The sequence below is a fragment of the Novosphingobium sp. genome (genome assembly GCF_036820275.1).
Lineage (GTDB): Bacteria > Pseudomonadota > Alphaproteobacteria > Sphingomonadales > Sphingomonadaceae > Novosphingobium.
Map to the genome: position 1 here is coordinate 1 of NZ_DAISLT010000004.1, position 20,079 is coordinate 20,079.

General features: G+C 65.8%; 22 protein-coding genes. 12 read left to right on the top strand and 10 right to left on the bottom strand.

All coding sequences use genetic code 11. From position 1 onward, the window contains the following. A partial coding sequence (locus tag V7066_RS04090) for an MCP four helix bundle domain-containing protein (RefSeq protein ID WP_334181973.1) occupies positions 1–787 on the bottom strand: 787 nt, incomplete at its 3' end. Positions 788–1,089: 302 nt separating this feature from the next. Next, the gene (locus tag V7066_RS04095) at positions 1,090–1,980 is read right to left on the bottom strand and encodes a flagellin (RefSeq protein ID WP_334181974.1); all 891 of its coding nucleotides are present in this window, start codon (positions 1,978–1,980) and stop codon (positions 1,090–1,092) included. Between the two features lie 59 nt (positions 1,981–2,039). Between V7066_RS04095 and V7066_RS04100 the strand changes: the two genes are divergently transcribed. Beyond that, positions 2,040–2,228, top strand: a complete 189-nt coding sequence (locus tag V7066_RS04100; RefSeq protein ID WP_334181975.1) for a hypothetical protein — start codon at positions 2,040–2,042, stop codon at positions 2,226–2,228. Between the two features lie 103 nt (positions 2,229–2,331). Here the strand turns inward: V7066_RS04100 and flgH are convergent, their stop codons facing one another. From flgH to V7066_RS04120, 4 genes are read right to left on the bottom strand one after another with little or no spacing between them, the layout of a single operon-like run. Further along, positions 2,332–3,105 (bottom strand): flagellar basal body L-ring protein FlgH, encoded by a 774-nt coding sequence (gene flgH / locus V7066_RS04105; RefSeq protein ID WP_334181976.1) that lies wholly within the window; start codon positions 3,103–3,105, stop codon positions 2,332–2,334. A gap of 12 nt (positions 3,106–3,117) precedes the next feature. After that, complete coding sequence (flgA, locus tag V7066_RS04110) at positions 3,118–3,555, bottom strand: flagellar basal body P-ring formation chaperone FlgA (RefSeq protein ID WP_334181977.1); 438 nt, start codon at positions 3,553–3,555, stop codon at positions 3,118–3,120. Between the two features lie 4 nt (positions 3,556–3,559). Continuing rightward, positions 3,560–4,345: a flagellar basal-body rod protein FlgG gene (gene flgG / locus V7066_RS04115; RefSeq protein ID WP_334181978.1), complete on the bottom strand. Its 786-nt coding sequence runs from the start codon at positions 4,343–4,345 to the stop codon at positions 3,560–3,562. Between the two features lie 40 nt (positions 4,346–4,385). Further along, a complete protein-coding gene (locus V7066_RS04120) occupies positions 4,386–5,129 on the bottom strand; it encodes a flagellar hook-basal body complex protein (RefSeq protein WP_334181979.1) in 744 nt (247 codons plus the stop codon). A 142-nt stretch (positions 5,130–5,271) separates the two neighbouring features. Here V7066_RS04120 and V7066_RS04125 point away from each other — a divergent pair, with 142 nt between their 5' ends. Genes V7066_RS04125 through V7066_RS04140 form a run of 4 tightly spaced genes read left to right on the top strand, consistent with a single transcriptional unit; the run spans position 5,272 to position 8,046 of the window. Continuing rightward, positions 5,272–5,781 carry a flagellar basal body-associated FliL family protein gene (locus V7066_RS04125; RefSeq protein ID WP_334181980.1) on the top strand — a complete coding sequence of 170 codons (510 nt, stop codon included), beginning with the start codon at positions 5,272–5,274 and terminating at the stop codon, positions 5,779–5,781. After that, positions 5,778–6,797 (top strand): flagellar motor switch protein FliM, encoded by a 1,020-nt coding sequence (gene fliM / locus V7066_RS04130; RefSeq protein WP_334181981.1) that lies wholly within the window; start codon positions 5,778–5,780, stop codon positions 6,795–6,797. The genes V7066_RS04125 and fliM overlap by 4 nt, the downstream gene beginning before the upstream one ends. Beyond that, positions 6,794–7,366, top strand: a complete 573-nt coding sequence (locus V7066_RS04135) for a DUF6468 domain-containing protein (protein WP_334181982.1) — start codon at positions 6,794–6,796, stop codon at positions 7,364–7,366. The genes fliM and V7066_RS04135 overlap by 4 nt, the downstream gene beginning before the upstream one ends. Continuing rightward, entirely contained in the window at positions 7,363–8,046 is a 684-nt protein-coding gene (locus V7066_RS04140) for a MotE family protein (RefSeq protein ID WP_334181983.1), read from the top strand. Before V7066_RS04135 ends, V7066_RS04140 begins: the two co-directional genes overlap by 4 nt. Positions 8,047–8,128: 82 nt before the next feature. On the opposite strand, the gene V7066_RS04145 is transcribed toward V7066_RS04140, so the two are convergent. After that, positions 8,129–8,587, bottom strand: a complete 459-nt coding sequence (locus V7066_RS04145; RefSeq protein ID WP_334181984.1) for a hypothetical protein — start codon at positions 8,585–8,587, stop codon at positions 8,129–8,131. Between the two features lie 87 nt (positions 8,588–8,674). On the opposite strand from V7066_RS04145, the gene V7066_RS04150 reads away from it, so the two are divergent. Continuing rightward, entirely contained in the window at positions 8,675–8,941 is a 267-nt protein-coding gene (locus V7066_RS04150) for a hypothetical protein (RefSeq protein WP_334181985.1), read from the top strand. Continuing rightward, the gene (locus V7066_RS04155; protein ID WP_334181986.1) at positions 8,938–10,770 is read left to right on the top strand and encodes a hypothetical protein; all 1,833 of its coding nucleotides are present in this window, start codon (positions 8,938–8,940) and stop codon (positions 10,768–10,770) included. Before V7066_RS04150 ends, V7066_RS04155 begins: the two co-directional genes overlap by 4 nt. Positions 10,771–11,045: 275 nt before the next feature. On the opposite strand, the gene V7066_RS04160 is transcribed toward V7066_RS04155, so the two are convergent. The 3 genes from V7066_RS04160 to flgE form a co-directional block, all read right to left on the bottom strand. After that, on the bottom strand, positions 11,046–11,954 hold the full coding sequence (locus V7066_RS04160; RefSeq protein ID WP_334181987.1) for a flagellin: 909 nt from the start codon (positions 11,952–11,954) through the stop codon (positions 11,046–11,048). 22 nt (positions 11,955–11,976) lie between these two features. Continuing rightward, positions 11,977–14,073, bottom strand: coding sequence for a flagellar hook-associated protein FlgK (gene flgK / locus V7066_RS04165; RefSeq protein ID WP_334181988.1), 2,097 nt, complete (start codon positions 14,071–14,073; stop codon positions 11,977–11,979). A gap of 61 nt (positions 14,074–14,134) precedes the next feature. Next, positions 14,135–15,460 (bottom strand): flagellar hook protein FlgE, encoded by a 1,326-nt coding sequence (flgE, locus tag V7066_RS04170; RefSeq protein WP_334181989.1) that lies wholly within the window; start codon positions 15,458–15,460, stop codon positions 14,135–14,137. A gap of 176 nt (positions 15,461–15,636) precedes the next feature. Here flgE and V7066_RS04175 point away from each other — a divergent pair, with 176 nt between their 5' ends. The 5 genes from V7066_RS04175 to V7066_RS04195 all read left to right on the top strand — a co-directional run bounded on the left by V7066_RS04175 (position 15,637) and on the right by V7066_RS04195 (position 19,967). Beyond that, positions 15,637–16,089, top strand: a complete 453-nt coding sequence (locus V7066_RS04175) for a flagellar biosynthesis repressor FlbT (protein WP_334181990.1) — start codon at positions 15,637–15,639, stop codon at positions 16,087–16,089. 16 nt (positions 16,090–16,105) lie between these two features. Beyond that, a complete protein-coding gene (gene fliI / locus V7066_RS04180) occupies positions 16,106–17,443 on the top strand; it encodes a flagellar protein export ATPase FliI (RefSeq protein WP_334181991.1) in 1,338 nt (445 codons plus the stop codon). Beyond that, entirely contained in the window at positions 17,427–17,861 is a 435-nt protein-coding gene (locus tag V7066_RS04185) for a hypothetical protein (protein WP_334181992.1), read from the top strand. Before fliI ends, V7066_RS04185 begins: the two co-directional genes overlap by 17 nt. Then, positions 17,861–18,916 carry a peptidoglycan-binding protein gene (locus V7066_RS04190; RefSeq protein ID WP_334181993.1) on the top strand — a complete coding sequence of 352 codons (1,056 nt, stop codon included), beginning with the start codon at positions 17,861–17,863 and terminating at the stop codon, positions 18,914–18,916. The genes V7066_RS04185 and V7066_RS04190 overlap by 1 nt, the downstream gene beginning before the upstream one ends. Positions 18,917–19,088: 172 nt before the next feature. After that, on the top strand, positions 19,089–19,967 hold the full coding sequence (locus V7066_RS04195; protein ID WP_334181994.1) for a sigma-70 family RNA polymerase sigma factor: 879 nt from the start codon (positions 19,089–19,091) through the stop codon (positions 19,965–19,967). The last annotated feature ends 112 nt before the right edge of the window (positions 19,968–20,079 follow it).

Sequence of the window (20,079 nt, forward strand, 5' to 3'; positions counted from 1 at the left end):
GGGCGGCGGCGGCCACGCGGAACTGCTCGACGGCTTCGGCGATCTCGCCGATTTCGTCACCACGCTCGCGGTAGGGCACGTCCACCTTGCCGCCTTCGGCCAGCGTCGTGGTGATATGGGCGATGCGGCTCATCGGCGCGGCGACCGAGCGGTTGATGAGCAGCCAGATGAACACGATCAGAGCCATGGCCGCGAGGGCCAGCGTAACGCAGAGGATGGTCGCGGTCCGGGCGGTCGCGGCACCGTCATCGGCCTTGGTGGCCACGCGCTGGCGAGTCAGTTCGATCAGCTTGTCGGTCTGCTCGATCATGTCGTGCGAGGCTTTCTTGCCCTCGTTCTTGATCATCGCCATGGCGCCGTCGAAATCGCCTGCAGTGCGCAGCGCGAAGATGCGGTCGTTCACCTGGGTCAGAGTGACGGCGCGGGTCCGCAGTTCGGCGACGTCCGAACCGAAGGCTTCGTCACCGATCGTCTTGTAGGCATCCACCGACTTGAGCAGGTCCTCGTCGCCGGCTTTCAGACGGTCGCGCAACTTCTGGGCGTCGTCGGGGCTGGCGGCGTTGTAGTAGCTGTAAACGATGATCCGCAGTTCCTTGACGTTGCTGATGACGTCGGTGAGTCCGGACATGCCTGCCATGCCGCGCGACACATGCGCTTCGGCGACCGACTTCAGTTCCTGAGTGGACAGGAAGCCGTTGAGGCCGACGACGAAAATCATCACGTTGATGATCGAAAAGGCCGCCCACAACTTCTTGGGCAACCGCCAATTGTTCAGAAAATCAAGCATTTGTATTCCAGTTCCTGCTTGGGGGGTCGGCCCCGCTATGGGCGCGCCATTTTCATTATAGTTCGGCGGCAGAATCGCTGGTTTCGAATGCCCGTAAATCCGGGCGTTTCGACGGCTTGCGAGTGACCCATCCGGCAGCGCTTGTGTCGCTTCTGCCGTTCTCTGGAAGGCTGGTCCTTCGCGCTTTCGGCCCCACCCCGGTTTTTATGCTTTGTAAAACGACAGAAGGCCGGGATGGCGAACCACCCCGGCCTTCCAGACGACCTGTCTCCCGGCGAACCGGGAGACTATCGAACTTCCGATTAACGGAAGAGCGACAGGATCGTCTGCGGCGCCTGGTTGGCGATCGACAGGGCCTGCGTGCCCAGCTGCTGCTGAACCTGAAGGGCCTGAAGCTTCGCCGATTCCTTGGCGAGGTCGGCGTCGACGAGGTTGCCGATGCCGCTGGTCACCACGTCGGTCAGCTTGCTGTTGAAGCCGAGCTGGCCGTCGATCTGACGCGAAGCAGCACCCAGTTCGCTGAGGCTGGTCTTCACTTCACCGAAGAAGGTGTCGAGGTCGGTCGACAGATCCTTGGCTGCCTGCGAGGACACGGCAGGATCCGCGTCTTCGATAGCAGTGATCGCGGTGTTGTCTGCGGCAGCACCCCAGGCACCGAATGCAGCTTCGGCCTTGGTGGTGTAGCCCTGGTTGGCAACCGACAGGGTTTCGGTACCCTTGGCGATCGACTGCAGAGCGCTGACCGTACCGTCGACGGCCGGAGCGGTTGCACCGTCCTTCAGCAGGTTCGTACCGTTGAAGTCCGAACCATCGATGATCGTGCCGATCTGCTTCTTCAGCGCGACCAGATCCTTCGAGATCGCCTTGCGGCTTTCCACGTCGAGACCTGCGTCTTCGGCTTCAGCAGACTTGGACTTCATCTGGTTGAGGATGTCCGAGATCTGCTCGGCACCGGCAACTGCGGTGTCGGTGACGCTCTTGGCGTTGTTGAGCGAGGAGGTAACCGAGCTCAGCTTGCCGAGGTCGCCACGAAGCGTCTGAGCCACCGTGTACTTCGCCGAATCGTCCTTGGTCGAAGCGACGTTGAAGCCGGTGTTGATGCGGCTCTGCACGGTGTTCATCGACTTGTTGGTCGCGTTGAGGCTCTGGAGAGCGGCCATCGCGCCGGCATTGGTGTTAACCGAAAGTGCCATTTTGTCTTCCTTCTAGAAAAGCAGGCCGAGTTCTGCGGCCAGATGGCGGGAGTGCCGCCATGCACACAGCTGGTTCTTCCGGCTGCATGTTCATTCTAGGAAGAGGGGAGAAGGCTTCGGATTTTCTGGAAGAAAAAATTTGCCGTCCCGAAGCGATGCGTAATTACCCCTTCGTCATCGCGAGCGTAGCGAAGCAATCCAGAGTCGATCTCAGGCCGCTCTGGATTGCTTCGCTACGCTCGCAATGACGAAACGGCGGGGGCACAGAAGAGGGCTGACTTTGCCGATACGCGAAAGGCCCCTCCGACTACTGTCGGAGAGGCGCACTTCACGTCGCAATGATACGCCCGGTCAGAACGGGAACAGGGCGTCGTAGATCTGTTGTCCCCAGCGCGCCTGCTGCGCGTCGGTGAGCTGGCCGCGTCCGCCGTAGCTGATGCGGGCTTCGGCGATCTGGGAGTGCTTGATCGAGTTGTCGCGGGCGATGTCCTCGGGCCGGATCACGCCGGTGACGACGAGTTCGCGCAGCTCGTAATTGACGCGCACTTCCTGCTTGCCGCGGATCTGGAGGTTGCCGTTGGGCAGCACGCCGATGACTGTGGCGGCCACGGTCATGTTGATCTGCTCGCTGCGGGTCGTGTTGCCGACGCCGGTGGCGCTCGATTTCGAGTCCGTGCTGACGAGACTGCCCGGATCGGGATTGCCCGGCAGGATCTTGGGTATCTGGCTTTCCAGACCGAGCAGCGCTGCAATTCCGCCGCTCTCGCTGCCGTTGCGGGTGCGGGTGGTCGAGTTGGCGACCTGGGCGTTGTCGGCGATGTTGATGCGGATCGTCACGATATCGCCCACGCGCGAGGCGCGCTGATCGCGGAAGAAGGCGCCGCCGCCGGTGCGGAACAGCGAGGCGCCGCGCCCTTCTTCCGGCGTCCGACCGCCGCCCGCCAGTGCCCGGTCGTCCACCGAGTGGTTGCCGAGCGAGGGTTCGAGCCGGGGCGCGACCGGGTCTTCGGCGGCCGACATCTTCGGCGGCTTGCCGACGTTCTTGAGCCGCCCCACCGCGCCGCAGCCCGAGAGCAGGCTGGCGGCGAGGAGCACGGAAACGAAAGGTGCGAAACGGTTGGTCACGGCTGGTCCTCTCTACTGTGCGGTGATCCGCACGTCGCCCGAGCCCACGGCGACGGCATCGAGCGTGCGGTTGGTGGCGAGATTGAGCACACGCACCTGCTGCCCCTTGCCGCCGTCGCTGAGCGCCCGTCCGGCCGAGGTGATCTTGAGCGCGCCGGAAATCAGCGAGATCGTCACCGCCTCGCCGCGCCGCACGAGGCGGGGCGCGGTGAGGTCGGTCGAGCGCACGGGGGCGCCTGCGTTGAGGCGGCGCACCGCCTCCTGTCCCGCTGCCTCGGCCGGGCTCAGCGCATTGCGCGCGATCGCCGGGAAGACCGGGGCGGTGACGAAGTCCGACTGGGTGAGGACTTCGCCGCGTTCGACGGTGCGGGCGAGAACCGGCGCGGGCTCGCCGGACGGCATGGCCGGGGCTGCGGCGAGCGCCGGCGCGAGAAGGAGTGCGGTGAGCATGGCGTCAGACGACCTGGGTCGAGGTCTGGAGCATCTCGTCGGCCGTCTTGAGCACGCGGCTGTTCATCTCGTAGGCGCGCTGGGCGGTGATGAGCGAGGTGATTTCCGAGACCGGATTGACGTTCGAGGCTTCGACGAAGCCCTGGCTCAGGGTACCGAAGGCGGGCTGGCCCGGCGTCGAGACGGTAGGCTGGCCGGAAGCGCCGGTTTCCAGGAACAGGTTCGAGCCGATCGCCTCGAGGCCCGCCTCGTTGATGAAAGTGGCGAGTTCGAGCTGGCCGACGGTCTGCATCTCCGCCTGGCCGGAAATCTTCACCTGGACTTCGCCGGTCTTCGACACGGTGACGTCGAGTGCGCCCTGCGGGATCGTGATGTTCGGCTGGACGAGATAGCCATCGGAGGTGACGAGTTCGCCCTGGTCCGAAAGCTGGAACGAACCGGCGCGGGTATAGGCGATATCGCCCGAGGGCATGGTGATCTGGAAGTAGCCGGGGCCGTCGATCGCCATGTCATAGGTGTTGCCGGTATTGGTCAGCGCGCCCTGTTCGGTGATGCGATAGACGCCGCCGGTGCGGACACCCGCGCCGATCTGGATGCCGGTCGGGACTTTCGTGCCGTTTTCGCTGGTATTGGCGCCGGGGCGCGAGACCTGCTGGTAGAGCAAGTCCTGGAACTCCGCGCGCTGACGCTTGAACGCGGTGGTGTTCATGTTGGCGATGTTGTTCGAGATGACATCGACGTTGGTCTGTTGGGCAAGCATGCCCGTCGAGGCGATGGAAAGCGAACGCATGATGGTTCCTTCTTGAGAATGGAGGAGAGAAGGGAGGCTATCAGCCGACCTTGCTCAGCCGGTCGATCGCGCGTTTGCGCATGTCGTTGAGGTCGGCGGAAAGGCGCTGGCTGGTCTGGTAGGAGCGCAGGATCTCGACCATGTGGGTGGTCTCGGTGATCGGCTCGACGTTGGAGGCCTCGACCCCGCCGGTCTTGAGCTTCGTCTGCGCCGCCGCCAGCATGCGGCCGTTGGTGCCGGTGAGCATGCCGTCGCCGCGCGGCTCCAGCATGTTCTCGTCGGCGAAGTCGGTCACCGCGAGACGGCCGACCGGGCCGTCGCCCGCCATGACCGTGCCGTCTTCGGTGATCGAGACCTGGTTCTTGAGATCGGTGGGGACGAGGATCGGCTGGCCGTTCGGGTCCAGCAGGCGCTCGCCGCCGGACGTGGTCAGTTCACCGGTGCTCGAGATCTTCACGAAGCCCGCGCGCGTATAGGCTACGCCGCCTTCGGGCGTCTCGACATTGAGATAGCCGGGGCCGTCGATCATCACGTCGAGCGCGTTGCCGGTCGACTGGAAGGCGCCTTGCGAGGCATCGTGCACGGCGCCGAAGTCCAGCACGAAGGATGTCTTGCGGGCATCCTCCACCGGCGCATCCTTCACCGTTTCGACATACTCGTGGAACAGCGCCTGCTCGCGCTTGTACCCCACGGTACTGGTGTTCGCCATGTTGTTGGCGGTGATGTCGAGCTGGCGGCGCAGGGCCTGCTCGTGGCTCAGCAGAACGAAGGAAGAGACGTCCATTCGGGCACCTTGCGAAAAAGTTCCAGATATTCGGCGCTAGGCAGATTTTGCCGCTCAGCTTTCCTATAATAGAGGCGAAATCGCGAAAGCGGATGCGCAGACACCTTTTCGATGAAGGCGGCGCATCCCACGAGCCAAGGGGATGAAAGTGTCCAGCGACGACGTGATCGACATTACGGCGGTCGATGTTCCGGAGCCCAAGAAGCCCGGCAAGAAAATGCTGGTTATCGGCGGGGCCGCGGTCCTGGCGCTGCTCGCGGGCGGCGGCGGGGCCTGGTGGTTCATGAGCGGCGGCGAAAGCGGGGGCGACCATCAGGCCGCAGCCGAGGGCGCAGCCGAAGGGGATGACAAATCATCCTATATCGAAGTGCCGGCGATGATCGTGAACTTGCGCGGCGGCGACAGCCAGGCGCGCTTCCTGAAGCTGCGCTTCATCATCGTTGCGGCGAACGGCAAGGCCGACAAGGTCAAGGACAAGCTGCCGGTCGTGCTCGATGCGCTCCAGCCGTTCCTGCGCGAACTCCGGCCCGACGATCTCAACGGATCGGCGGCGGTCTTCCGCATCAAGGAAGAGATGATGACGCGCGCGACCCAGGCACTCGGTGCAGGCATGGTCAAGGACGTGCTGATCCAGGACCTCGTCCAGCAATGAGCGACGACTTCGACGACTTCATCCTCCCCGATCCGCCCAAGATGGGTGCGATCAACGATGACATGTTCGACCAGGACAGCATCGATGCGCTGTTCGGGTTCGACAGCGACATGCCGGTTCAGCCCAAGAGCGGGCTGAAGGCGATGATCGAGTCCAACGTGATCAGCCACGAACGGCTGCCCATGCTGGAAGTGGTCTGCGAACGCATGGTGCGCTCCTTCGCCACCAGCATGCGCAACCTGACCTCGGACGCGATCGACGTCACGCTTGAAGAGATCAACTCGACCCGCTTCGGCGAGTTCATGAACCGCGTGGCGCTGCCGGCGATGTTCGGGGTGTTCCAGGTTACCGAGTGGGAGAACTACGGTGTCGTCACGGTCGATTCCGGCCTGATCTATGCCGTCGTCGATGCCCTGCTCGGCGGCCGCAAGGGTTCGCGCCCGATGCGGGTCGAGGGCCGGGCCTTCACCACGATCGAGACCATGCTCGTCTCCAAGATGGTGCAGCTTGCGCTCGACGATCTCTCGGCCGCCTTCGAGGCGATCGAGCCGGTGACCATGGTGGTCGAGCGCATGGAATCGAGCCCGCGCTTCGCCGCCATCGCCGGTCCCAGCAACATCGCGGCGGTCGCCACCTTCCGCGTCGACATGGAAGGGCGCGGCGGCAAGTTCTCCGTTCTCCTGCCCTATGCGACGATCGAGCCGGTGCGCGACAAGCTGCTGCAACGCTTCATGGGCGAAAAGCTCGGCCGCGACCGTATCTGGGCCGCGCATATGGCCAGCGAACTCACCAATACCGAAGTCACCGTGGACGTCGTGCTCGGCGAAAAGCTCATGAGCCTGCGCGACGTGATGACTCTCAAGGTCGGGCAGACGATCGCCCTCAGCCACAGCCCGAACGATGCGCTTCAGGTCCAGTGCGGCGGTGTGCCGCTGGGCCGCGCGCATATCGGCCAGCGTTCGAGCAATATCGCCATCCGCATGGCCACTGACATTTCCAAGGGGTATCCGAAATGACCTTCGCCACAACGATCAATGTCGTGCTGATCCTGCTCTGCGTCTCCGTGCTCGTGCAGAGCGCGCGGATGAGCCGCCGCCTGCGCACCCTGCGTGACACCCAGCTTGCCGAGGGCGTGGCCCAGATCGAACGGGCGACGGGCCAGGCCCGCGTCGTGCTCGGCGATCTCAAGCGCGTGCTGGCAACCGACGGTGCCGCGCAGCAGACCGCCATCGCCGCCGCAGAGGAAATCCGCGACGAGCTGACCCTGATGGTCGGCATCGGCAATGCCGTGGCCGACCGCATCATGGATGCCGCGGCGCAGACGCCCAAGGCCGAGGAAAAGGCGCCGAAGAAGCGCGCCGTCCGCAAGCCGCGCACGACCAAGCCGAAGGCTGCACCCAAGTCCACCGACGCGGAAACCGTCGTCGCCGGCATTCTCGAAGCCGAGAAGAAGGCCGCTCCGGCCCGCACCCGCTCGCGTCGCAAGGTCGCCGTTCCGGCTGCCACCAACGACATCGCGCGCGGCGATAACGGCGTGGTGAACATCGCCGCGGCCCGCGCTTCGCGTGAAAGCGCGGTTGCATGATAACCCCGGACGCCCCTTCGCCGACCGGCGGGCGGATCGGAGCCGTGCTTGCGCCTCTCCGCACTCTGGTGACGCCGACGCGGCTGATTCTGGGTGTGGCCGGGGTGGCGGCGGTGGCCAATGCCATCGCCCTGGCGGCGCCGCCGGTCACCACCGTGAAGGGCGATTCCGGTCGCCTCGGCGCTTCGCTTCAGGACGCCAGTGCCCAGCGCGACCGCACAATGGCCGCCGAGCGCCGCAAGCTCGACATGCGCGAGCAGGCGGTCAAGGCGAGTGAGGCGCGTCTGGCGGGACAGGCTCAGCAGAGCCAGGCCGATCCCGCTGCTCCGCCTGCCGGTAAACCCGGTGCCGAGCCGGAAGTGCCCTACGACAATCTTGCGCGCATCTATCAGACGATGAAGCCGCAGCGTGCCGCGCCGATCTTCGAGAAGCTCGATATCGAAGTGCAGACCCAGGTCGCGCGCCGCATGCGCGAGCGGGCGACGGCGCAGATCATGGCCTACATGACCCCCAGCTCGGCCGTCGAACTCTCGATGGCGCTGGCGGGCCGCAAGGTCGTCAAGGCGCCGCCCCCGGCGCCCGCGCCGCAGCCCAAGCGGGGCAAGCCGCAGGCTCTGGCTGCCGCCGGGAAACCCGCTGCCGGAAAGCCGGGGCAGCCTGCCGCAGCGCCTGCTCAATAATCCGGTTAAAGGATGAACACGAAAAAGCCCCCGTCCGATCCGGACGGGGGCTTTTTCGTGTTTCCTATCGGAAGTTCGCTGCTCAGCCCTCGTTGGCGGACACTTGCACGATCAGGACTTTTTCGACCCCCTCCTTGTCGAGCTGCTTGATCGGCGGGGCCATCATCGCCGAGAGTCGGGCGACGTTGACCGGCGCATAAGGCGAGGCGTGAAGCCGCGCGAACTCGATCGCCGCCGCCAGCGAGGCCGCGCGCAGTTCGGGCATGCGCTTGGCGAGTTCGGTGGCATTCTCCGCCGACTTCATCTTCACCGCGAGCGAGAGGTGGAGCACGCCGTCGATGCGGCCGCTGTCCACGATCGGCGCGTCGATCGGCTCCATCACCAGGAACGAGGGATCGGGCGGCGGGATCGGATCGGCCTTCTTGCCCTCGGCATTCTTGGTTTCGGCCTGTGTCGGCGCGGTCGTCGCCATGGTCGCGACGCTCGCGGTCAGCAGCGCTGCGAGCCGTCGGGCACGGCGGGAAGAGGCGGAACGCGGCATCGAAGACTCCAGATCGACCCGCCCGGCAAGGACCGCCCGGCGGCTTCTCCTTCTATAATAGAACGAAACCCCAGGAGTCAGGTTAAGATGAGCGACGATCGGCGCCCGGCGAGAGTCAGGGTATTTTCCTCCGGAACGCCGGATGCCAATTCCCAGACTTCCAGCCCCGACCCGCAGAACCTCGGAAGGCGGCGCACCGATGCGCCCCAGCTCGCGGCGAACGATGCCGCGGATAAGGGTAAATCCGGAGGGCGCATCTGGATCGTGCTGGGCGCCCTGCTGTTCCTGATCGGCTGCGCGCTGGGCGGGATCCTGTTCACGATATCGGTCCTGCACCCCGGAGCCTTGCTGTGATTCTGACCCGCCTGCTGGCCTCTGCCGCTCTCGTGCCTGGTGCCGCCCTGCTTGCCGCGCCTACCGTTTCGGCGCCCGAAGCGTCGCCTGCGGTGTCGCAACCGGCCGCGAACCCTGCCGCGAATCCGGCCAATTCCGTCACCCTGCCGCCGGCATCCCGCCTGCCCGGTTTCGCTGCCGATCTCGCGCAGCAGCCGGCGATCGTCGGACCGGCGGCCTGGACGAAGCTGTCCGAGGCCGACGCCTGGACCCGTCTGGCCCGCGTGCCGCGTCCCGAGCGGCAGCAGGCGCGCTGGAACTATGCGCGCAGCCTGATCGGCCAGGAGCGCGGGGCGGAAGCCTTCGGCGTGCTGGAAGTCATGCGGCAGGACGATCCCGACCTTGAAATGGTGGACACCTACCGCCTGGCCCAGGGCGCGGCACTGACTCTGCTCGGGCGCTACCCCGATGCCCTGGCATCGCTCGGCGTGCCGGGCCTCGACGCCAACCCGGAAGCCTGCGCCTGGCGCCTGCGGGCGCTCGCACAGAGCGCCATGGGCGAGCAGGCTCTGCAACAGCTGGACTGCGCGCGCCGGGCGCTGGGTACGCCGCGTCCCAAGGCCTTCGTGCTGGCGGCGGCCCGCGCGGCCATCGAAGGCAGAGCGCCTGAAAAGGCCATGCAGTGGCTGACGCCGCTGCCCGACCGTGACCCGGCGGCCAATCTCTATCGCGGCCGCGCCGAACTCGCGCAGGGCCATGTCGATCAGGCACGCCTGCGCTTTGCGCGGGTCGAGCGTTCGGGCACGATCGAGCAGCGCATGGATGCGCGGCTCAGCGAAGTCGAATCCGAAGTGGCCCACCACACGGTCGGTCCGGACGCCGCGCTGAAGCGGCTCGATGCGATCCGCTATGCCTGGCGCGGCGATGCCATCGAGGAACGCGCGCTGCGGCTGACATATCAGCTCTACGATGCGCGCGGCGACCTTTCCGGCGCGCTGGCGGCGGGTGCGGCGCTGTTCCGCTATCACGACGTCGCGCGGCAGGGAGCGGATTTCCTGCCGGGACTGCGCACCAAGCTGACCGATGCGCTGGATCCCGCGCGCAAGCTGCCGCTGGACAAGGCGGCGGGGCTGTACTGGGACTATCGCGACATCGCGCCGGGCGGGGCGGAGGGCGACCTCATGGCCAGCAATCTGGCCGAGCGGCTTCAGCAGGCGGGTCTCTACGAGCGCGCCGGGGACCTCCTGAGTTACCAGCTGTTCGTGCGTGCAGGCGATCTCGCGCGCGGACCGCTCTCGGCGCGGGTGGCGACGCTGTTCATCCTCGCCGGACGTCCGGACCGGGCGCTCGACACCCTGCGCAAGTCCGACGACCCTTCGTTCCCCGATGCCATGATCGCCGCGCGCAAGCGGGTCGAGGCGGCGGCGCTCAGCCAGATCGGCCGCATCGACGAGGCCATGGCAGTCCTTCAGGATGTACCCGACGCGGACACGCTGCGCGCCGAGATCCTGTGGAAGCAGCGCGACTGGGCGCGTTATGCTGATGCCACGGCTGCGGGCCTTCCCAAGGGGGCGCTCGATTCCGTGGGTCAGGCGGTCGTCCTGCGCCATGCGATCTCGCTGGCCATGCTGGGCCGCGAGGAAGCGCTTGCGAGCCTCCATGCGCGCTATGCCGGATCGTTCCAGGGGCTTCCCTCGGCGCCGGTCTTCGAGATGCTGGCGGGCAGTCCCGCGCAGGCCAGCGGTCCGCAACTGGCGCGCGCGATGGCGGCGATGCCGTCGGTCAGCCCGGCAGGCGACTTCGCCGACCTGCTGGAGCGCGCTCCCGGCAGTGTAGCCACGAAGGGCTGAGAGTCCGTTTGAAAATGCCCATAAGGGCATTTTTGCTGCGGCACCGGCCCACGCCCCCACCCTACCACCCGCAGGATACTACCAATGGGTGGTAGGGTGGGGGCGCCCGAATCCAACTTGGGGCCGGTGCCGCGAAATTCGCCTTCAGCGAATTTTCAAACGGACTCTGAGTGCCACCTGCACGGGCCTGCACGGGAACGTGGAAAAGAGGACAAAAAGAAAGGGCGCCGGGATCGAAATCCCGGCGCCCTTTCTCTTGTAGGGATATACGCAGCTTACTTCAGGAACTGGGCCAGCGACATCGAGTTGAGCTGCGCGAAGACCGAATAGCTCGCTTCGAGAATGGTCTGGCGCTGGGTGATGTCGATGGCGACTTGGCCGAGATCGGCGTCTTCCACCGAGCCGATCAGTTCCTTGAACAGGTCGATGCGGTCGTCGGCGCGGTCGGTCAGGTTATCGACCTTGTTCTGGTTGCGGCCGTTGGTGGCATTGACCGTGCGCACGTCCTTGAGGCCGACGTCGAGCTGGGACAGCGCGTCGGTAATGGCCTGCTTCTGCACGTCCGTCAGCTTATCGCCGAACGGACCTGCCTCGGCGAGCGTGCGGAAGGCGGGGATGAGGTTGGTGGCGACTTCGCTGGCACCGATGCCATATTCGAGATCGATGTTTTCGCCGACACGGGTGGACTGGTGAACGCTGTCATTGGTGAAGGCATCGGCGGCATCAAGGCCGACGGTGTCCTGAAGCGTCTTTGGCACGAAAGGCGTGCTGGATGTCTGCGACCCGGCAAAGAGCGGAACGCCGCCTTCTGCAGAGTTGAGCGCGGTGCGGACGTCTCCGAAGGCGCTTTCGATCGCGGCCTGGAGGCCGGGCGAATCGCCGGTGCCGATCGCGTCGAGCAACTGCTTGCTCAGGTCGGAGAGCGAGGAATCGATCTGGTTGAGATGGGCGTCGTAGAGCGACAGCGTGGTCGAGACGCGGCCGGCGTTGGTCTTGTAGGCCTGCTGCTGGGACAGCATGGAGCGGGCCGAAAGAGTACGCACGGCGTCGAGGCCGAGCCCGGCATAGTCGGTGGCCTTCTTGCCGGTGGTCAGTTGAAGCTGGCTGGTTCCCAGGCTCTCCTGCGAGCGCGAGATGGCGCTGGCAAGCGTGCGCTGAAGGGGGATGGTCGCTACGCGGGTCATCGTCTGGTCCTCGTTCGTGAAATTAGCGGATCATGCCGAGCAGGGTGTCGTACATGTCCGATGCCGTGGTCATGACGCGCGCCGCGGCCGAATAGCTGTTCTGCAGAACCACCATCTGCGCGAGTTCCTCGTCGACGTTGACGCCGGAGAAGGAGTCGCGGCGGTCCACCGCATCGCCCAGTCGCGAGGCGGCATCGGCATAGTTGGTCTTGGCCAGCGAGGCTTGCGAACCGGCGCTGCCAAGCAGGCGGTTGGCGAAAGTGCCGATCGTCGAACTGCCGTCCTTGCCGAAATCGACTGCACCCGCGAGCGCGTCGACGAAGCCCGATACGTTGCGGATGTCGCCCGAACCGATCGCCTTGCCGCCTACCGCGACATCGAGCTGGAGTTGGGCCAGGGGCAGCTTCGTGGGGTCTGCCAGAAGGCTGGGCGGCACTTCGGCGGAGCTGAGACCGCTGGCCGCGCCGGTCAGGCCCGACAGCGCGGAGAAGGACAGGCCGGTGCCGGAACGATTGGTCGAATCCGAGGGGATCGAGATGGTCGATCCGGCGCTGGCGGAATTGCTGTTGAACTGGATGCGGCCCTTGTCGTCCAGTTCGAAGTTGCCATAGGCAGAAAGCGGGCTGGCGTTGAGTTCGCTGACCAGGTCGCCCCAGGTCGAGCCGGTCGAACCGGTGAGCGTATACTGGGTCAGCACTTTGCCGGTGGGATCGCGCAGGACGATCTGGGCGGTTTCCCCGATGCCGAAGCCGTGGGGATCGCTGGCGGTGAAACCCGAAGGCGCCAGCGCACTGGTGTCCGAGCGGATCAGGTTGTTGAGGCCGAAGAACTGCGAGAAGCCCACGCCTGCGCGGTCGCTGGGCGTATCCGGGTCCTGGGCGATGGCGATGCCGTTCGCGTTGGAGGCTGCGTCGATCGAGAGTACGCCATTGGTGAAGCTGGCGGACGCATCGGGCGCAAGACCCGCGTTGATCGCGGCGATAGCGTCGTCAACCGTTGCGGTGGGGCCGAGGGCGTCGAAATCGATCGTGGCCTTGGAAACCAGCGTACCGTCCTTGGCGACGACGGCAAAAGTCGCCTTGCCGGTGAAGCCCAGGCGGTCGGCGCCGGTCAGGCCGTTCTTTTCGCCGGTCAGGCTCTGGGGCGGGGGCAGGGTGGTGCCCTCGTTGGAAACCTTGTTCAGCGTTTCGGCAAGTCCGCTGAAAAGCTGGCCGAGCTGCTCCGAGAAATTGGGGAGAGCGCGGTCGCGGATGTCGAGCAGGCCCCCGAGCTTGCCGCCGACCGCAGTGGAATCGATCTTCTCGCCGGTCGAGGCGCCCATGACTCCATTGTCGGAGGCGAAGCGGATGTCGATGGCGGGATAGGTCGCCTGCGAAGCGGCGGCTCCCGAGGGATAGCTGAGCTGGCGCAGGCGCTTGTCGAGCAGGACCTGACCGGAGGCCGTATCGATGGTCACGCGGCCGTCGCTCTGCTCGCGCACGGTCACGTCGATAAGCCCGCTCAGTTCCGCGAGCGCGGACATGCGCTCGTCGGCGGGGCCGGACACGCTCTTGCCCAGTCCCTGGAGGCGGGCGACCTCGCTGTTCAGGTCGTGAATCTTCTTGAGGAGGACGTTGGTCCGGTCGACGGTGTCGGAGACTTCGCTCTCGACGTCGGCCTGGAGGTTGGAGACGTCCTTCTGGAGCTGGTTGATCCCGTCGATCGTGTCGGACACATTGCCGGTGAACAAGGCGATCGACTGTGCCGAACCCTGGAGGCTGGCGATCTGCGAGACCGAGGTGGAAATGGCCGTCAGCCGCGCAGCGATGCCGGAGCTGGAATCGGTGGAGCCGAGCAGCGATTGCAGGCGGTCGAGATAGTTCGAGACCGCTTCGGTCTGGCCGGCATTGCCCGCGCGCTGGTAGACGGCGTTCTCCAGGAACTTGTCCGCCACGCGCGAGGGCTCGCCGACGACGACCCCGTTGACCTTCCCCCCCGCGACCCCGGTGGTGATCGTCGGCTTCTGGCGGGCATAGCCCACCGTGTTGACGTTCGCGATATTGTTGGAAACCGTCGCCATTCCGGACTGAGAGGCCGAGAGGCCGGACATTGCGGAATTGAGTATCTGGTTGAGGGACACGGTTCTGGTCTTCCTGAATATAGCGTCGGGAAAGGGAAGGTCTTCGGGGAAAGTGCCGAGATCAGCGCTTCAGGTTGCTGACTTCCTGGAGCATGTCGTCGACGGTCGTGATGATCTTCGACGAGGCGCTGTAGGCGCGCTGGAAGAGGATCATGTTCGAGAACTCGGACGCCAGATCGACGTTCGAGGCTTCCAGGACGCCAGCCGAGATCGAGCCGCCACCCAGCGCACCGGGCTGGTTGATCGCGACGTTGCCCGAGGTGGCCGAGGCGGTGTAGGCATTGCCGCTGATGCGGGTCAGGCCGTCCGGGTTCTGGAAGGTGGCGATCGGCAGCTGGTAGATCGCGCGGGTGGTGCCGTCGTCGAACACGGCGCTGACGACGCCGGTGTCCGAGATTTCCACCGAGGCTACGGTGCCGAGTACGCCGCCGTTGACACTCGACGAAAGCATGGCGGAATCGCTGCCGAACTGGGTCAGGCCGTCAAGCCCGCCATTGGTGCCGAGGCCGAGCGAGATCGGCGACGAGCCGGCGCCGTTGGCCCAGCCGATGTTGAGATCGGCGAAGAGCGACGGGTCCGAACCGGCAAGGTCGAGGCTGCCGTCGGCGTTGAACTTCACCACGCCGCTGGCGAGCACGCCGTCGGTGATCGCGGTGCCGTTCGAGCTGGTGATCTCACCCGGCGTGCCGGAGATTTCGGCGACCCACTCGTTGGGGCCGGTCTTGACGAAGTTGAACGTCAGGCTGTGCGAGGTGCCCTGTGCGTCATAGACTTCCATCGGGCGCGAGAACTGGCTTTTCACCGTGCCGTCAGCCAGCGAGCCAGTTACATAGCCGGCGCTGCCGCCGGCCAGTTCTGTGGCCGTGGAATCGAGGTTGGTACGCATCGCGATCTTGGTGGTCGCCTGCGCGGCGCCGGTCAGCGAGTTCGGCTTGATCGGCTCAAGCGAATTGAAGCTGCCGTTGTTGGTGTAGTTGCCGTTTGCGTCGAGCGGCCAGCCGGTCAGGTAGTAGCCGGCGGTGTTGCGCAGGTAGCCGTCGGCATCCGGCGTGAACGAACCGGCGCGGGTATAGGCGATCTGGCCGCTGGTGTCGGCGCTGGAACGCACGACGAAGAAGCCGGCGCCGTCGATGCCGATGTCGGTCAGGCTGCTGGAAGCCTGGAGCAGGCCCTGCTTCGATATGAGCGCCTTGGGCGCGGCGGTGACGCCACCGGCCGAATAGCTGCTCTTCATCTTGCCGTCGGTGACGAGTGTCTGGAACTGGGCGGAAACGCCTTTATAGCCGACGGTGTTGACGTTGGTGATGTTGTCCGCGACCGTAGCCATGGCGCTCGCCTGCGCGCCGAGACCGGAAACGCCGGCGTAAAGAGCTGAATAAAGGCTCATTTCATTCTCCTGTGCGTGTCGGCCGGCAAGGTATGGCGTACCGGCCACCGAACAGAGGCATTGTAGGAAGAATGCCGCGCCGCCCGTTCGCGAAGACATAAAATTTCTGGCCGCGCAGTCCGCGCTTGACTCTGTCATCCTATAAATGAAGCAGATGTCACGGGGGCAAATTTGACATGACTCTTCGCATTTCGCTTCGCAATGGGGAACCGGTGATCGTGAACGGCGCGGTCCTGCGCGCTGTCGGCCGCACCGATCTGGTGGTCGAGAATGAGGCCACCATCCTGCGCGGACGCGACGTAATGAAGCCGGAGGAAGCGACTTCTCCGGCGCGCCAGCTCTACTTCGCCTGCATGATGGCCTATATCGATCCAGCCGACCTCGCGCGGCACCAGCAGGTGCTGCTCGCGCGGCTGGAACTCCTGATGACGGCGCTGGAAACGGCGGAAGCCAAGGCGGTCTGCATCCGCTTTGCGCAGAAAGTCGCGACCGGCCAGTTCTATCACGCCCTGGCCGATTGCCGCTGGCTGATCGGTTACGAGTCCGATGCGCTTTCGCGTCTCGAACAGTCGGTTGCAATGCCCGTTCAGGCCTTGGAAGCCGCCGCCGAAACCGCGCCGGCTGCCTGATCGGGAAAGGCGCGTCATGGCCAGTCTCGCCGCCGCTGCCGCAGGTCTTCGCCTGCTCACGCCAGACCAGCGCTATGGCCGGGTCGTGGCCGTGCGCGGTGCGCTGATCGAGGTCGAAGGGCTTTCCGGTGCGGCCCAGATCGGCTCGCGCGTCACGCTCAATTCGCCGACCGGCCAGGTCGAGGCGGAAGTGACCGGGCTGGACCGGGGCATCGCCCATTGCATGCCGTTCAGCGAGCCGCAGGGCATCGCCTCGGGATCGCGCGCAAATCTTTCCGCCAGCCAGTTCGCCTTGCGGCCTTCGAGCGGCTGGCTCGGCCGCATGGTCGATGGGCTCGGTCGTCCGGTCGACGGCAAGGGACCGCTCGAACAGGGCGCGATGCTGCGCAAGATCAAGGCCTCGCCGCCGCCCGCTTCGGCGCGGGCGCGCGTGGGGTCTCGGCTTTCCACCGGCGTTCGCGCGCTCGATCTGTTCGCGCCGCTGTGCCGCGGCCAGCGTCTCGGCCTCTTCGCGGGATCGGGTGTCGGCAAGTCGGTGCTGCTGTCGATGCTGGCGCGCTGGACCGAATGCGACGTCGCGGTGATCGGCCTGATCGGCGAGCGTGGCCGCGAAGTTCAGGAGTTCGTCCAGGACGATCTCGGCGATGAGGGCCTCGCCCGCAGCGTCGTCGTCGTCGCCACGTCGGACGAGCCTGCGCTGATGCGCCGCCAGGCCGCCTGGACCACGCTCACCGTCGCCGAGCACTTCCGCGACCAGGGCCTCAACGTGCTCTGCCTGATGGACTCGGTCACCCGCTTCGCCATGGCGCAGCGCGAGATCGGTCTCGCCAGCGGCGAGCCGCCCGCGACCAAGGGCTATACGCCCACCGTCTTCGCGGAACTGCCGCGCCTGCTGGAACGCGCCGGGCCGGGGCTTCCCGGACAGGGCGCGATCACCGGGCTGTTCACGGTTCTCGTCGATGGCGACGATCACAACGAGCCAGTGGCGGACGCCGTGCGCGGCATTCTCGACGGGCATATCGTCATCACCCGCCAGATCGCCGAGCGCGGCCGTTATCCGGCGATCGACGTGCTCAAGTCGGTCTCGCGCACCCTGCCACACTGTCTGGGCGAGGCGGAAAACCACGTCCGCCTCGCGGCGCGGCGCGAGATGGCGACGTACAAGGACATGGAGGAAATGGTCCGTCTCGGTGCCTATCGCGCCGGTTCGAGCGCCGAAGTCGACCGCGCGGTGGCGCTTGCGCCGCGGATCGAGGAACTGCTCAAGCAGGGCAAGCAGGATCGCGGCTACGCCGAGGAAAGTTTCGCGGCGCTGGCGGCACTGATGGAGGTCCCGGATGAAGACGCCGTATGACGCCGCGCTGCGCGTGCAGCAGCGCGAGATCGACGAGATGAGCGCCGCGATCAGCACGCATTCCGGCGTTCTGGGCGAAGTCGAAAAGGCGCGCGACCGGGTTTCCAAATCGATCACCCGCGAGGCCGATCTCGCGGCGGGCGACTTTGCGGTCTGCTCCCACGCCTATCTTCAACGCATGCGGCACGAGCGGCACCAGTTGACCGCCCGTCAGGTCTTGCTGAAGGCGCGGCTCGACGAACTGCGCGACATGGCGGTCGATGCCTACGGCACGTTCCGCGCCATCGAGACGGCGGCCGACGGCTATCGGCAGGACGCCGAGCGCGTGATCGCCAATGCCGAGCAGGCGGGGATCGACGATTTCGCGGCCATGTCCTTCATCAAGGCGCGGCGCACGATGCGCCGTGAGGATTCGTGATGATCGAGGGCATGAGTGCGCAGGGCCTCGGTGCTCAGGGCCTCGCTGCTCAGGCGGGGAGCCTCCAGGGGCTGACCCCGGCGCAGAAGGCGCAGCTGATCTATACCCAGGCCCGCAGCGAACTCTCTGGTCGTCTCTGGCGCGCGGCGCTGGGCGGCGAGGATGAGAAGCAGGCCGGGGGGCTGGTCGACAAGCGTTCCGACCCCTTGGGTCTCGACGGCCTGCTGGCGCTGCTGGACGAACGGACGAAAGCGGCCTCCGGCCAACCCGTCGCACCTGAGCAGCCTTTCCCGAGACAGCCGGCGAACCCGTCCTGCACGTCGCAGGAAGGCGTCTGGGAGCGTTTTGCCCGGCAGCAGGGCAACGAGGGCAGCGGTGAAAATCCGCGTGACGGTTCGGCAGGAGCGCTGTCGATGCAGGGCGGTCCCAATGCGCGCTATGCGGGCATTCTCGGATCGGCGGCATCGCGCACCGGCATTCCGGCGGCGGCGCTCGCCACGATCGTCAACGCCGAGGCCGCCAAGGGTTCGGACGGGCGCTGGCTGCCCTATTCGCGCAATCCGCGCTCCAGTGCAGCCGGGATCGGCCAGTTCCTCAACAAGACCTGGGAAGGTCAGGCGGAGCGTGAGGGCACCTGGCTCCACGCTTTCGCGCAGGCCAATGGCTGGCTCAATGCGCGCGGCCATGTACGCGGCGAGAGCCGCGGCGCGCTGCTGGCACTCCGCTATGACCCGCAGGCCTCGATCGAGACGATTGCCGACTATGCGCGGACCAATCTCGATTCCCTGCGCGGATCGGGCGTGCGCATCGGCGGTGGCGTCGTCGAACAGGCCCAGGCGGCCTATCTCGGACACCATCTCGGGCTCGGCGATGCGGTACGTTTCCTGAAGGGCGGACTCTCGCCCGAGCGCGCGCGCACGCTGCTCAATGCCCAGGTCGGCTCCGCGAGTGCGAATCGCCGCATCGAGATGGCGGGAAGTGCGGTTGCCGCACACCGTTCCTGGCTGCTCGATTATGTCGGTCGGAACATCCGGCCGGATCGTTTCACCGGATAGAAGCCGGGCGAAATGCCCCTATTTTCCGACAAAACGAAATTTATCATAGGAAATATAGGAAACTGACTTATAGGATTAACCTTCCATTCAGATATTCGCGAGACAACGGATCTCGTTGAAGCGGAGCAGCGGCGATGGGCGCCCTGCGGCTCCACTCTGACCAGGGGTTATCATGTCGAAGATCACCATCGCTCTGGAATCGGCGGTAGCAACCGTCAGCGCGAACATGCCGGCCGAGGGCCAGGCACAGTCGGCACGCCAGCGTGCGATCGTGGATCGCGCCTTCGCGCAGATCATCAAGCTGATCGCGCCGCGTATCCGTCACTTCATTCGCCAGTACGGCCTCGTCGCGCATTGGGACGATGCCGAGCAGGTCTGCGCGATCGCCGTTCACCGCGCGATCCAGGCCTACGATCCGGAGAAGGCGCAGTTCACCACTTTCGTGAACTGGCAGATCCGCGGCGAGCTTCAGAGCCTGCGCTTCCGCCTCATGACCGACCAGCGTCCTTCCGCCAAGAAGGTCGAGGCAGTCACCGTGTCGCTCGATGCCATCGGCGTCGGCGAGGACGGGGAAGGTCAGTCGATCGTCGCCTCGATCGAGGACGAGGATGCCCTGGAACGCACGGAATCCGCAGCGTCGGACTATCTCGCGCGGCAGGCCATGGCCTCGCTTACCGACAGCTATGTCGAGCATCTGCGCAACATCGGCGTCGAGCGTATCCGCCGCAAGGCCCAGCCGAAGAAGGCGCCGCGCGCCGAGGCCGGTGCCCGCCGTTCGGTCTGGCGTAGCGGCAAGGCCGCGCTCGATCCGGTCGAACTGGCCGAACTGGAAGAACGCCTCGAACACAACCGCAAGGTCGTGGAAGGGCGCCTCTTCGAGATCGCCGCGCTCGAAGTGGCCGACGATGAGAGCAGCGTTGCCAAGGAACGCGTCCGGCAGATCGCCAAGCGTGCCGCCAAGACCATGAGCGACCTTGCCGGAGCCGATCCGCGCTTCACGATGATGGCGGAGTACCGCGAGGCGATGCTGGCGCCGGTCGCGGCGCATTGAGGGATTTGCGGCAGCGACCGGGCAGGTGCGGGAAACCTGCTCGGCCTCTTTTCCGGGTTCCTTCGAAAGGGTGATAAAAATTCGACGGCCCTGATGATATAACTCTCTCCCG